This is a genomic window from Dapis hubbardiae BLCC-M172 (assembly GCF_050016015.1).
In the GTDB taxonomy this organism is placed as follows: domain Bacteria; phylum Cyanobacteriota; class Cyanobacteriia; order Cyanobacteriales; family Microcoleaceae; genus Trichodesmium.
The window spans coordinates 1-13,195 of the sequence record NZ_JBNHEQ010000099.1 but is presented as its reverse complement, the minus strand read 5'-3'; the positions used below and the strand labels follow the sequence as shown (position 1 = coordinate 13,195).

Here is a 13,195-nt window from a genome sequence, read left to right as displayed (position 1 = left end):
GCACAGCTTAAGTTTTAGCCGTCTAACGTATCCTACTTGACCGACTAAAATGGTGCGTTACGAGGGATTCCTAAATACTTTGCACAGCTTAAGTTTTAGCCGTCTAACGCACCCTACTGGACTTCCTTTTTCCTTCTTACTTCTTCCTTCAAAATGAAACATCAAGAATTACCAATTATTGGTTGGCGAGAATGGATAATTTTACCAGAAATTTGCATTAGTAGAATTAAGGCAAAAATTGATACTGGTGCCCGTTCTTCTGCTTTACACGCTTTTGATATTAAAACTTTTGAAATTGACGGGAAACGGATGGTAAAATTTAAAGTTCATCCCCAACAAAAAGATACCAATCTAATAGTAACTGCTGAAGCAGAATTAATAGATGAACGAAAAGTTCGTAGTTCTAGCGGGAAAGTAGAATTACGTCCTGTCATTTTAACTGAAGTCAATTTAATGAACAAAAAATGGCAAATTGAATTAACTTTAACTAATCGAGAATTAATGGGATTTAGAATGTTGTTAGGGCGACAAGCTGTACGGAATAATTTCTTAATTAACCCTAGTAAATCTTATTTAGATATAAATTCAAAATTCAGTAAAAAAAATGGTAGAAAACAACAAAATGAAAATCGCTGTTTTATCTACTGACCCCACTCTTTATTCTACTAAAAGATTAGTAGAAGCAGGAGTTGAACGCGGTCACGAAATTGAGGTTATTGATTACCTTCGTTGTTATATGAATATTACTTCAATGAAGCCTCAAGTGATTTACATGGGTGAACCTTTGGAAGGATTTGATGCTATTATTCCTCGCATTGGTGCTTCTCAAACATTTTATGGTACGGCAGTTGTTAGACAGTTTGAAATGATGGGAGTTTTTACTGCAAATCCTTCTCAAGCCATTTCTCGGTCTCGCGATAAATTACGTTGTTTACAATTATTAGCTAGAGAAGGAATAGGATTACCTGTGACTGGTTTTGCTCATTCAACTAAAGATATTGATGGTTTAATTAATACTGTTGGTGGCGCTCCTTTGGTAATTAAATTATTAGAAGGAACTCAAGGAATAGGAGTAGTTTTAGCTGAAACTTATCAAGCAGCTAAGTCAGTTATTGAAGCTTTTCGTGGCTTGAATGCTAATATTTTGGTACAGGAATTTATTGAAGAAGCAGGCGGTGCAGACTTGCGATGTTTTGTAGTAGGAGATAGAGTAATAGCTGCTATGAAAAGACAGGGAGCTGAAGGAGAATTTCGCTCAAATTTGCATCAAGGTGGTAAAGCAGAAAAAATTAAATTAAGCCGAGAAGAACGCTCAACTGCTACTCGTTCAGCTAAAGCAATGGGGCTGAGAGTTGCAGGGGTAGATTTATTACAGTCTAATCATGGCCCAGTAGTGATGGAAGTGAATTCTTCTCCTGGTTTAGAAGGAATAGAAACTGCTACAGGAGTAGATATTTCTGGTAAAATAATTGAATTTTTAGAGAAGAATGCACAAAAACGTCAAGTGCGCGATCGCATTGAAGGTTGAAGAAGTAAGAAGGAAGAAGGAAGAGCTGAATTAAAGGATGAATATTAAGTGGGGTGGGACAGGCATCCTGCCTGTTCCTGCCTGTCACAAAATATCAGGAACGGGCAAGATATATATTCCACAAAACTATTAACTAGCTATCAGCTTTTCCTTACGGAATGCTACGCAAACAGCATTTGGCTGTCAGCTAAAAATTCGAGGGTTTAAGTCCCCCACTATATTTGAAAAAATTAGTGGTGCGTGTTAATGGGGGATTGAAACCCCCATTATACACCTTGAAAAGCTGATAGCTGAGTGCTGAGTGCTGACTGCTACTTCAAAATCATACCGCATTTCTGCAATACCCCTATTTTGAAGTATTCACAGAAACTACATTTTTAATTTCTGGGCAGTGGGTTTTAATTGCCTGTTCGACACCATCTTTCATGGTTAATGTTGAAGCAGGGCAGTTACTACAATTTCCCACTAATTTTACTTCTACGGTATCCGGCAGTTTAATACCTACTAACTCCACATTACCATTATGGCTTTGCAAACCTGGGCGAATTTGATCTAACGCCTGTTGAACCCTAATTTCTAAGGGTGGTGTCGGTGGTTTAACTAATTCGTGGTAGCGCAATAAACCATAAACTACTTCATCTTGCACTGCCTGACGCAATGCTGGCATAGACTCTTGTTTAACACTACGAATTAATCTGGTTAGGGCTTCTTTGTGTAATGCTTCAATAGCATTTTTTAACCCTTCAACCACTGACTTTTGATTTTCATCCCAGTGAGCGATCGCCTGTTCAAAGTGGGTAATGTCAGATACCAAAGCTTCGAGACTAACAGACTCTTGCAAAGGAATTTTGGCTTGAGTCATTTCAGTTATCAGTTATCAGTTATCAGTTATCAGTTATCAGTGGATTTGTTGCATGAAAGTATATAGCTCCTACACAAGCAACTGTATATGTACTTCATCAGGCGCGGAAACTACTGTAACTATTGGACAATAGATGAATCAAACATCAACATGATACATGAAAAGGCTGAAACTTTTACCTGTAAAAGTTTTGAGATTTAATCAGCCCACCCTAACTATTGGACAATAGATGAGTAGAACATCAATCATCGCTAAACAGAGTTTCATGTGCGAACCAAAGCAGAATGGATGTTCTATAACTACTTTTATGCAACAAAGCCGTTATCAGTTATCAGTACCTCCAGTTTGAGTCGGAGGCAAGAAAATCAGAATTTATTTCTTATTTCAATTTCACATCTTTGAGCAAAAATGGCATAGCAATTCCAGTTGCTAGACTAGAAATAATAATTGGGAACAATAATGTTGTTTCCATTTGCGCCATTATGATTAAGATTAAAGCACCAACTGCAGTTGCTAAAGCTACTTGTCTGAAAAAGTAAAATGGATTCCGTAGCAGTTTACCTTTGAGTAATAACTTGGTACTATACCAACCAACTTCTAACATAATAATTAACTCCTAGTTTCAATATTGTAGAGTAGAGTGCATATTAGGAAAACAATTGCAAGACTTTGAGATTGCCACGTTACGCTACGCTTCACTCGCAATGACATTCAAAATCCCTGCATCCGTGCCAAAATCAGTGTCTTGCTCTTCCATCTAAACAAATTTCAAAATTGCCAAACCAACAACAACTGCCGGAATTACACCAGCAGGGCCAAACAAACCGCCAATCATAGCAGCTAGATTATAACCTAAATCCTTTCCTGCTAACCATATTCCACCAATAGCACCACCAATAATTGAAATTCCGCTAGCAACTCCTAGCCAAAATATGGCAGTCAGTATTGTAATTTCTCCATTCGCTAAGTTACTGACAAAAATGTGAATGCTTGGTACTGCATTCAAGTTTGTAATTAGACTATTGATAGTGCTGAGTAAATTACTCATTTTTATCCTCCTAAATTATGTTGAAATCTCCTATTTTCTAGGATTTAGTGAATTTAGTTGGTTTCAGACAACAATAATTCAGCTTCGACTGCTGACAATGCCTCCGAAACTACATTCGCTCTATCTACTTCGCTATACTGACAAAAAATTTCTTGTGCTTCTGCATAAAGATTTTTTGCCTCCAGCAAATTTTGGTAATTTCCTGCTTCTGGGTGTTTTGGGTTATCAGGTAAATTATATAGCAGGTTAGCTTTATTAGAGATAGTTGTCGCATACTCTAATGGTGTATCTTTAGCAGTCCGAACTTTCAATGCTTCATTGTATGCACTCAACGCCCGCAAATTATTTTCTACCGGATGCAAACTGGGGAGATATTGCAAAGCATTAGCGAGGTTATTTTGCAACATCGCATATTCCTTGGGATGTTCGATCAGGTTAACTGCTTTTAACGCTGACTCAAATGACTGTACTGCCATTGCTTGTCGCATACCTTCTCTTTCTGGAGCTAGACTCATTGAGAGATAGGCGATCGCGATATTATTCTGCAATATGGCGTATTCTTGGGGATATTTATCTGCGGTAAATGTTAATAATGCTCGTTGAGATGCTTGTACTGCCTGTTGCATCGTTGCCAAATTGTAGGGAACTAATGCTTGCAACACTAACCCCAAATTCATTTCCACTTCTGCTAAGTCTTCGGGTACTGCTTGTTCCCGTAATATTTCTAGAGAAGTTTCATAAGCTTCTTTTGCCTCTAGTAATAAATCTGGTCCTTCTGCCGGAATTGTCCTCAATGCTGTTGCCATTCCTGCTAATGCTCTTGCTTGCATTAGGGGATAACCTTCGCTAGATAATTCTATTGCTTGTTGATATAGAGAAATAGCATCATGTAGTTGTTTCGCATCTTTTGGTTTTTGTTGCAGTCCAGTTGCCATATCAATTAGCATCTGAATTTTTTCTAAAACATTTGCCGACTCTGACTCTATAGCATTTAGGGCTGCTTTTACGCTGGTATCACTAATAGTTTGAAGCACAATTTTTAATAGTTAATATTTTTAACAAAAATCTTTACGTTTTTTTTTCACTATTTAATTTATTTACATTAATATATCAATCTACATTAATCACTATCTTAATTCTTTATATTATTTTAATATCAAATCCGGTAGTATCGGTAGAATTGAAGACCGTAGGGGTTTGGTCTCCAAACCCTCTACAAACTAGGAGTTTTCACTCTTTTCTGATGATAAAACCTTATTCTCCAAAGCAAGCGGATTTGATATAATATAGTAATACTCAATGATTTCCCAGCAAAAAAATGTAGGGGGTTTGCTCTCCAAACCCAAGGGAAAATGGGATTTGGAAACCAAACCCCTACAATAAAATCTTACAACTGAAATAGGATTGCTATATTTATTTTGAAAATCAAGAGCAAGTGGGCAAATATTCAAAAGTTTAACATCAGTAAATGAGAACCTCTATTTGCCTAACCTAAAATGATTATTTCAAATTTTTCCTGTTTCAATATTGTTCAAACTTTGGCTGGCGATGCTATTTCTTGAGAACCACGCTCAAAGGCGATCGCCTTAGCAATAGATTCTGGTAATTCCTGCAAATCATCTGTATCTTGAGAACCACTTAAAGGAGATACAAAAGTATAACAAGGGTCACATTCACCAGTATCATAAACCTGAAGAATCCAATAATCAGGACATCCTTCTATTCCCACTTCAACAATGTACCAACTAGGTTCTTGTTTAGCGTATCTAATAGTAAACCAATCTTTTTCTATCTGAGCAACTTCTAAATCATTACTCAAAAAATCAATTGCTAATCTTTCTGCTTCTTTTTGAGAAAACATAATATTAACTATTTATAATTAGGTGTTAGGTTTTAGATTAAATTTAATTTCAATTAAGTTGAGCAAACTAAAGAGTAGGAAGAATAGAGAAGAAGCGTGTTTTATACTTAATCTTCCACTCCTTTACTCCCCCACTCCCTTACTCCCCCACTCCCCTACTCAAGAAAGTATTATTAAATTACTATTACTGGGCAGAAGCTTCTGCAGTCTTTGGATCGGGATATAATCCTAATTGTTTAGCTAATTCACGCGCAAGATGGAATAAAAATTTAGCTCCATCTTGATTTCCATGATGAATTTGTGCTTGACCTACTTGCATTAAAACTGAAACAAAACCAGCATCAACCAGCTCAATATTTTCATCTAAAACATCAGGTTCTTTGCCATTTGGGCATTGAACTAATTTATCAATTAATTCATAATATTGTTCTTGTCTTTGTTCTTCCATGATAATTTCCTGTTATTTTTCTGTTTAAACTCTCCACCAAATTCTTACTATTTGATGTTGATTATTTTTAATTAATTAGTGACAGGTATAAATCCCTTACTAATTTATTCAGACTCCTTTTTTCATCCCTACTTTTTCCGCTCAAAACTGTTGATAATTTCTTGCAAAACCTTTTCAGCAGAACGCTGAACTATAGGGGAAAGTTCTAGACCAAAATCTAAATTTTCAGCTTCTATTAAATAGACAATTACATCTTTAGGAAAATCCTCCTGAAAGATTTTTCTACCTACCGCTAGAGCATTATCCCAACGAAAATCATGCAAACTATAACTAGGTTCTGGCAATGCTTCCAACTCAGAACTAGGAACCTTAAATATTGCACCAGGTTCCGAACCTGTCGCACTAGCATCTACAATAATTAATTGCTGAGTACCCCGCGCTTGAAACATTACTTCCATTCCCGCAGTACCGCAGTCATAAACCCGGACATTAGGAACAGGATGTGCAGCCAAATATTGTTGCAGGCGTTGAGCAATAATTACTCCCACCCCATCATCACTACGGTTAAGATTACCGCAACCGATAATTGTCAACATTATTTATTTGTTAAATGGGGTTTTAGATGTGCTGAAAAGTAGATTTTATCCAGTTTATTAACTTCACGTCCTCAACAATAACCCGTTTTTTCAACTATTTTTGTAACGTGGTAACATATATTTGAAGTCAGAAGTCAGCAGTCAGAAGTCAAAAGTGAATAATAAAATATTTAGATTCTTATATAGAATCCGCTTGAACAGTCGTCCGCAGCGACGATAGGAAGCAATCTCGGCGCACCTCTGAGATTGCTATCCGTTCCGGAATGCTCCGGAAACCTTCCACGGAGTGACCGTCGCTGCGGACTGAGCTATAGTAATTATCCAGATTCTATATTAGCGATCGCCCTGCGTGCTATTTTGGAAAAAAAACACTACCATTGAATTATTAAAAATATGATGATTATAAGAAAAGCTTTAGATTCAGATTTAGATGATATACTCTCTGTCGAACGTGCTGCATTTGGTTCAGAGGAGGGACCTGAAATTGTGCAAAAGTTGCTTGGAGACGATAGCGCTCAACCAATTGTTTCTCTAGTTGCTTTCCAAGAAGATAGAGCAGTCGGACATATTTTTTTCAGTAGAGCTACTCTGGAACCAAATGTTCCCTTATCACTTTCAATTCTCGGTCCCCTTGCCGTTATTCCTGATGCTCAAAAACAAGGTATTGGAGGTAAACTCATTAAAAATGGATTAGATATTTTATCGGAATCTGGAGTAGACCTCATTTTTGTTCTTGGTCATCCTACATACTATCCGCGTTTTGGTTTTAAACCAGCAGGCAATCTTAGGTTTGAGCCTTCCTATCCCATACCAGAACAAAACGCAGATGCTTGGATGGTTCAAGAATTGCGTCCAGGAATAATTGGAAATTTTAGAGGAAAAGTTATCTGTGCAGATAGTTTGAATGAGCCAAAATATTGGCGCGAATAATGAAGTTATAGGAAACCCGATTACAATAGACCCGTTTTGAGCAAATCGCAAAACCCTGTAGAGACCTTGCATGCAAGGTCTCTACAAATTAGAAAAGTCAAAAGTTATTTTTGTCAATGGTATTATATAAAATCCGGTTATATAGTAATCGTAAAATTACTTCCTCTTAATACAGGTTTTCTATTGAATAGAAAATTGAAAAATTCATACTATTCAAATTCTTTCTTTGTCCTGACTCCTGACTCCTGACTCCTGACTCCTAAGCAATACGATAACTATAGGAATTACGCAGACAAACCCAGAAACCGGGTTTTTTCCTAAATATCTATTATAAAACAACGATTTATCTAAGAAACCCGGTTTCTTTGCGTAAGTCCTAAACTAATTACCCGGATAATATATTAAAGTTCTCAGTCTAGTAGCTGAGACTTGCGCGGTTGACGTGCAAAAAAGGTTAAGATAAAAATCAAAATTGCTAATATCAAACAACCATAAAGACCAACTTGATAAGAACCTAATTTATCTTTAAATATAGCCAAAAAAGAAGGTCCTATCGCACTTGCTATAACTAGAATCATCATTTGAAAACCAGAAATAGAACCCAAATAAGTTCTCCCAAAAAAACGCGGTAAACTTACTGCTGATAAAGTACCAAAACATCCCCCACTAATACCAAATCCCACAATAGTTAAAACCCTAAATAAAGGCTCACCAAAATTAGTAATAGAAGCAACACCTATTATCTGACCTAGCATCATTACCATGAATAAATATTTAAGACGAACTCGATCTGCTGCTATTCCCATCAAATAACCAACAACAGTAGATACAACTGCCTTCGGTAAGAATATACTTACTACCTGCATTTGAGATAATTCTGCTTCTGCGCCAATATCAACAATATGGAAAGTAATACCTGTAAGTATCAACGCTTGTGAGGATAAAGCTAATGTCACCACCCAAAACATAATTGTGCGTAGTGCTTCAGCGCGGGTAAAATCTTCCAAGTTGTTATCAGATGAATGTTTTGTCTCAAGGGAGTTTTGAGTATGTTTTTTTCCATCCATTAATAAACTACATTCCTCTGGGTTATCACGATAAAAAAACCATCCTATTAACCCCATCCCAACACCAACAACTGCTCCCATTACTAACCAAGTATTTCGCCAACCTAAGATATTAATCAACGAACTCATAGTTAAGGGTGCAATGGAAAAACCAAAACTTACGAATACACCTGTTATCCCAGAGACAAAACCCCGGCGACGATCAAACCATTTACCTAGAGTTGTGCGACTGGTCATAGTTAACATACCTTGACCAGAAAAACGCAGACAGACAAAACCTAATACTAATATTACTAAGGCAATAGTTGAATAGGGAATTATGGGAAATGTGTTATTAATGATGGTAGCTAGGCGATCGCTAAAACTGAGGTAACACAAAGTTAAAGCTAAACCTATTGATGCACAAACAACTGTCACCCTTGCCCCAAAACGGTCTAGCAGCACTCCCCCATAAGGCAATATTAAACCACTGATTAAAGTGCCAATAAAATAGGCATTGCTTAATTGTAAGCGTGACAAACCAGTGGCAGCTAGTAAATGGTCAGTGAAAGCACTCACCCCAATAGTTTGACCGGGGGTACTCATTATTATCCCCATGGTACAAACAATTAATATTATCCAGCCATAGAAAAATGGTAAATTTTTAGGGGCAAAAGGATAATTAGGCTCTAACAAATTTTTGGGACTAATTTTCAACATAATTATGATTTTTACCCAAAGGGCTTCAATAATTGATAATGGATAATTGATAATTACCTAGCCGTTAAAACCGAGAGGATTGAAGATGAGGAAATATTATTTCTTTTTTCCCCTATCCAAGGGGAGGCTTTAAACCATAATTATTTAATTATTAATAATTAATAATTCGGTAATACTGAGATATAAGTCTAGTCAGAGCTAATATTGTAAGTGTATGTAATTATATCAAATTCGCTTAATTCGGTGTCAAAAATGTTGATCTTCAGTTTATCTTGAAAACTTTTGATAAAATAAAATTGCTTTATAGCTAGATAATAATCATTATAATTTTTCATGTTTTTTTCTATTCCTGAAAATGAGCAAGTGTTTTTCAATTTTGGCAGAATTTAGACAACAAAAAACTATCCTCAATATTATAGTACCTTTCCATGATATAATCCTGTAATAGTCATTAATAACCAGTAATTATAAATTGTATAAATTGTCTGTCAAATTTAATATATATTGTTGAGCGTGTTAAACCACCAAGAAATTATCTCCAAATTATCAACTATCAAAACAGCCATCGCCCCAATGACCTTAGCTATTTTCGCAGGGTTTATATTCGACTGGCTCAACTTTCCTGTTGGTTGGTTGCTCGGTCCAATGATTGCTGGAATTATCTATGCAATTATTAAAGGTAGTCCCCAACCATTACCTAGAATCATAATTCTGCTTGGTAAAGCGATCGTTGGTATTGCTACAGCATTTCGCTTTTCCCCAGAAACAATTAATGTAGTTACCACTTATGCTATTCCTGTCGTGGGATGTATTTTGATCACTGGTGCTTTGAGTATTTTCAAAGGCTATCTGTTGTCTATCTGGGGTGGTGTTAGTCGCTCTACAGGTTTTCTAGCATCTATTCCTGGCACTGCTTCTGCTATTGTTACCATGAGTGAAGAATTAGGTGCAGACCCTATTGCTGTTGCTATCCTGCAATATTTGCGAGTGTTATTAGTAGTCTTCATTATCCCGACTGTTAGCATTTTGATGTTTCCTGCTATTGAGCAGACTCAGACCACAAGTTTTTTATTGGCATCAGGTAAAACTACTATACCCATGTTTTGGAATTTATTAATAATAGCAGGATGCTGTGGTTTAGGAATTTGGGGTGGAAAAAAATTACGTTTGCCTTCTTCTGCTTTTTTGGGTAGCTTTATTGTTGGGTTAACTACTTTATGGGGAACGCCATACCAATTACAGGTTCCCCAATGGTTATTTGCTGTCGGGTTGTTGCTAGTAGGGATTTTTATCGGAGTTCAGTTTGACTGGGAAAATGCTCGAAAGTTGTGGAAAGCTATTTTAGTTGAAATTATGCTGGTAATAATCTTAATTATCGGTTTCTTTGTGGTGGGTTATGAATTTCATCAATTTACTCAGGTTGATTTAATTACTTCTATGTTAAGTTTTACTCCAGGGGGAATAGAAGCGATGATTGCAACTGTTAATGAATTAGGTGGTGATGCTGGTTTAGTATTAGCAATTCAACTTACTCGAATGTTAACTATTATTTTAGTTGTTCCTGGGTTGACAAATTTTATGGCTAAAAGAATGAAACGTAGTAATATTGTGTCAGAATAACAAAATAGCTGAATTATTGGAATAGATCGCTATCTAGGTAGGGTGGGCAAACATCAAGTCGATTAACTGCTAATATCAATCACCACATTTGCCCAGCCCTACAAAAAATTATCTGGTAGTCCTGCATAGTAATGCTATATAAGAAAAAGGAATACGAGGTACGAGAGCAAGATGCTCCCACTGTTGAGCCTCCGCTCCAAAGATCATGAAAATGCACGACCATTACAATGCACTACTACCAATTATCTTAATTAACCACTAATACCCAAATACTCTGATTTGTACTGGTGTATCTGGAAAATCACTCGCATTTGAGAATGTAACGGAGCTTCCTGGTACTACTGGATAAGTTATTACTTCACTACTACTATATGGGGGTACTACTATTGGGTTGCCAATATTACTGTTACATACAGCTTCATAGTCATTTGAGTAATTGGTGAAAGTCACATCTATCCAGTTAACTCCAGATGGAGGTATATCTACACATAACAAGTCTCCAGAGACGGGTAATTTTTTTACACAATCTGGAGTTTGTTCTAAATAACAATAATCTGCTGCCATTGCCTTGCTGGGGGAAACTACTGCAAAATATAGTAAACTAACAATAAATCAAACCTGAGTTGGCCTAATGCTTTTTTAATTTTTATTACTTTATCAGTAACTTTGTGTGTAAAAGTTTTCTTTAATTTCCAGAATATAACAAAATTATATTAACTATTATTTAGCTTTTCTTTATATTCCACAATTTAAAACTTCCATTACATTATTTATTACTAATATTAACAATTACATTGACCCAACATACAATCTTTAACTTTTAACTTTTGACTTTTAACTTGAGGCGATCGCAACGACTAAACCCTAAAAGTAATAAATTTAGGACTTACGCACTTTCGTACCCGGTTTCTAGGATAAATCGTTGCGCATGAGCAATAGAAGTCTAGGACAAACCGGGTTTGGGGGGTTCACATGGCTTTAGTCCTGAAATTATAGATACCAAATGGGTTCTATAATTCCTATTCCTCCTAACTCTGTAGGGACGTTGCACAGGCAAAAATGCGTTTTCCGTTCCGGAATGCTACGCAAACATGTCGCACAGCAAAACATCCCTACCTACTCCCTACTCCGGAACAGTAGAGCTGACTGATTCACGTTGATGTAATTTATTGAACCAGTTTTTTAAATTATCATATTCCAAAAGCCAATCTTCATTTAACCGAAGGTTGTAGTAACCCAAAGAACATAATACTGCTACATCTGCTATCGTCCATTCTTCATCACCTAACAAATACTTAGATTTAGCTAATTGTTGCTCAAAAACTGTTAAGAGACGATTAATTGCCGTTTCTAATCTTGTTCGATACTCAGGAGGGGCAAAATTGTTTGTCAAATTTAACTTCCATAAATTGGTAACACTATCCCCTAAATTATCTCCTAAATCTTCCCATTTACGACATTCAAGTTTTGCCTTGGGATGAGTAGGGTAAAAGTTTGGTTCTGGATAAGTTTCGTCTAAATACTCAGCAATTAATGTAGAATCCCAAATGATTGTGCCATCTTCTTCTACAAACACAGGTACACTACCAATGGGAGAAATTTTCAGAAATTCAGCTGGTTTATTCTTGAGATTAACTTCCTTGAGTTCATAATCTAATTTTTTTTCTGCTAACAATATCCGAATTTTTCGAGCCAAGTGTGATTGTTGATGATAATATAAAATTCTTTTCATTATCATATCTCCAAAGCTATAAATAAAGTATAGCAAAAAAATTTTTTTTTACTATATGTTGAAGTTTCTTTACAAATATTATTAACTAGCTATATCAGATACTTTTGTATAATTTCTAATTATGTCAAAATAAAAATATTGCTGAATTATTGGGGAGAAAAAATGTCAGAAACTGCAGATTTCGATTTAGTTATTAAAAATGTACAGGTAGTGCGCCCAAATCATAATTCGACCCCTCGCCTCGACTTAGGAATTAAAAATGGCAAGTTTGCTCACATCGCTCCAGAAATTAACCCAGAATTAGCTAATGATATCATGTCCATTGGTATCGGAGCGTGTAAAAGTTGGGAACATATCTACCGCCATATAAAGTTTTTCCTTCTCTTAAAGCTTCTTCCTCCCTGTTAAGTGTTCCCAGTTAAGTGTTCCCTACCTTTGCTATACAATACCGATGCTACCGGACATGATATGAAGTATTTGATGCCAAAGAATTATTAGGTTTTCCAGGGTTAGTAGACTCCCATCAACATATTGGTATTTATCAACCTCTACCTCAAGACGCTATTACAGAAACAAAAGCTGCTGCCATGGGTGGAGTGACAACAGGTTTAACTTATATTCGTACCGGGCAATATTATCTCAACCGAGGCGGTGCTTACAAAGATTTTTTTCCTGAAGCATTGAAACTTTCAGAAGGAAATTTTTATGTAGACTACGGCTACCATCTCGCCCCTATTAGCAGTAGTCATATTAAATAAACCCGCCCGAATGCACAAACGTAGGGGCGAGTTTTAGTCGAAAATT

General features: G+C 36.2%; 16 protein-coding genes. 6 read left to right on the top strand and 10 right to left on the bottom strand.

What is annotated here, in order from left to right; translation table 11 throughout:
• The first annotated feature begins 153 nt into the window (after window positions 1-153).
• Together ACP6PK_RS09570 and rimK are read left to right on the top strand one after the other, a co-directional pair.
• Window positions 154-648, top strand: coding sequence for an ATP-dependent zinc protease family protein (locus ACP6PK_RS09570; protein WP_094674751.1), 495 nt, complete (start codon window positions 154-156; stop codon window positions 646-648).
• Window positions 623-1,528, top strand: coding sequence for a 30S ribosomal protein S6--L-glutamate ligase (gene rimK, locus ACP6PK_RS09565; RefSeq protein ID WP_094674749.1), 906 nt, complete (start codon window positions 623-625; stop codon window positions 1,526-1,528). Before ACP6PK_RS09570 ends, rimK begins: the two co-directional genes overlap by 26 nt.
• A gap of 346 nt (window positions 1,529-1,874) precedes the next feature.
• On the opposite strand, the gene ACP6PK_RS09560 is transcribed toward rimK, so the two are convergent.
• The 7 genes from ACP6PK_RS09560 to ACP6PK_RS09530 all read right to left on the bottom strand — a co-directional run bounded on the left by ACP6PK_RS09560 (window position 1,875) and on the right by ACP6PK_RS09530 (window position 6,343).
• A complete protein-coding gene (locus ACP6PK_RS09560; RefSeq protein ID WP_426559404.1) occupies window positions 1,875-2,390 on the bottom strand; it encodes a NifU family protein in 516 nt (171 codons plus the stop codon).
• A 379-nt stretch (window positions 2,391-2,769) separates the two neighbouring features.
• A complete protein-coding gene (locus tag ACP6PK_RS09555; RefSeq protein WP_426559403.1) occupies window positions 2,770-2,994 on the bottom strand; it encodes a hypothetical protein in 225 nt (74 codons plus the stop codon).
• Between the two features lie 153 nt (window positions 2,995-3,147).
• A complete protein-coding gene (locus tag ACP6PK_RS09550) occupies window positions 3,148-3,438 on the bottom strand; it encodes an asr0689 family protein (protein WP_426559402.1) in 291 nt (96 codons plus the stop codon).
• A 53-nt stretch (window positions 3,439-3,491) separates the two neighbouring features.
• Window positions 3,492-4,472, bottom strand: coding sequence for a tetratricopeptide repeat protein (locus ACP6PK_RS09545; protein ID WP_426559401.1), 981 nt, complete (start codon window positions 4,470-4,472; stop codon window positions 3,492-3,494).
• Between the two features lie 497 nt (window positions 4,473-4,969).
• Window positions 4,970-5,299, bottom strand: a complete 330-nt coding sequence (locus ACP6PK_RS09540; RefSeq protein ID WP_426559400.1) for a hypothetical protein — start codon at window positions 5,297-5,299, stop codon at window positions 4,970-4,972.
• Between the two features lie 184 nt (window positions 5,300-5,483).
• On the bottom strand, window positions 5,484-5,747 hold the full coding sequence (locus tag ACP6PK_RS09535; RefSeq protein WP_426559399.1) for a hypothetical protein: 264 nt from the start codon (window positions 5,745-5,747) through the stop codon (window positions 5,484-5,486).
• Between the two features lie 128 nt (window positions 5,748-5,875).
• Window positions 5,876-6,343 (bottom strand): hydrogenase maturation protease, encoded by a 468-nt coding sequence (locus ACP6PK_RS09530; RefSeq protein WP_094672451.1) that lies wholly within the window; start codon window positions 6,341-6,343, stop codon window positions 5,876-5,878.
• Between the two features lie 393 nt (window positions 6,344-6,736).
• Here ACP6PK_RS09530 and ACP6PK_RS09525 point away from each other — a divergent pair, with 393 nt between their 5' ends.
• Window positions 6,737-7,273 carry a GNAT family N-acetyltransferase gene (locus ACP6PK_RS09525; RefSeq protein WP_426559398.1) on the top strand — a complete coding sequence of 179 codons (537 nt, stop codon included), beginning with the start codon at window positions 6,737-6,739 and terminating at the stop codon, window positions 7,271-7,273.
• A 410-nt stretch (window positions 7,274-7,683) separates the two neighbouring features.
• Here ACP6PK_RS09525 and ACP6PK_RS09520 read toward each other — a convergent pair whose 3' ends face one another.
• Complete coding sequence (locus ACP6PK_RS09520; RefSeq protein ID WP_426559397.1) at window positions 7,684-9,039, bottom strand: MFS transporter; 1,356 nt, start codon at window positions 9,037-9,039, stop codon at window positions 7,684-7,686.
• A 513-nt stretch (window positions 9,040-9,552) separates the two neighbouring features.
• Between ACP6PK_RS09520 and ACP6PK_RS09515 the strand changes: the two genes are divergently transcribed.
• Window positions 9,553-10,659, top strand: coding sequence for an AbrB family transcriptional regulator (locus ACP6PK_RS09515; RefSeq protein WP_426559405.1), 1,107 nt, complete (start codon window positions 9,553-9,555; stop codon window positions 10,657-10,659).
• Between the two features lie 258 nt (window positions 10,660-10,917).
• Here the strand turns inward: ACP6PK_RS09515 and ACP6PK_RS09510 are convergent, their stop codons facing one another.
• Together ACP6PK_RS09510 and ACP6PK_RS09505 are read right to left on the bottom strand one after the other, a co-directional pair.
• Entirely contained in the window at window positions 10,918-11,223 is a 306-nt protein-coding gene (locus tag ACP6PK_RS09510) for a hypothetical protein (RefSeq protein WP_094671201.1), read from the bottom strand.
• Window positions 11,224-11,782: 559 nt separating this feature from the next.
• Window positions 11,783-12,391, bottom strand: coding sequence for a glutathione S-transferase family protein (locus tag ACP6PK_RS09505; RefSeq protein ID WP_426559396.1), 609 nt, complete (start codon window positions 12,389-12,391; stop codon window positions 11,783-11,785).
• Between the two features lie 162 nt (window positions 12,392-12,553).
• Here ACP6PK_RS09505 and ACP6PK_RS09500 point away from each other — a divergent pair, with 162 nt between their 5' ends.
• Together ACP6PK_RS09500 and ACP6PK_RS09495 are read left to right on the top strand one after the other, a co-directional pair.
• The gene (locus ACP6PK_RS09500) at window positions 12,554-12,799 is read left to right on the top strand and encodes a hypothetical protein (protein WP_426559395.1); all 246 of its coding nucleotides are present in this window, start codon (window positions 12,554-12,556) and stop codon (window positions 12,797-12,799) included.
• Between the two features lie 179 nt (window positions 12,800-12,978).
• Window positions 12,979-13,149, top strand: a complete 171-nt coding sequence (locus tag ACP6PK_RS09495; protein WP_426559394.1) for a hypothetical protein — start codon at window positions 12,979-12,981, stop codon at window positions 13,147-13,149.
• Window positions 13,150-13,195: the final 46 nt, after the last annotated feature.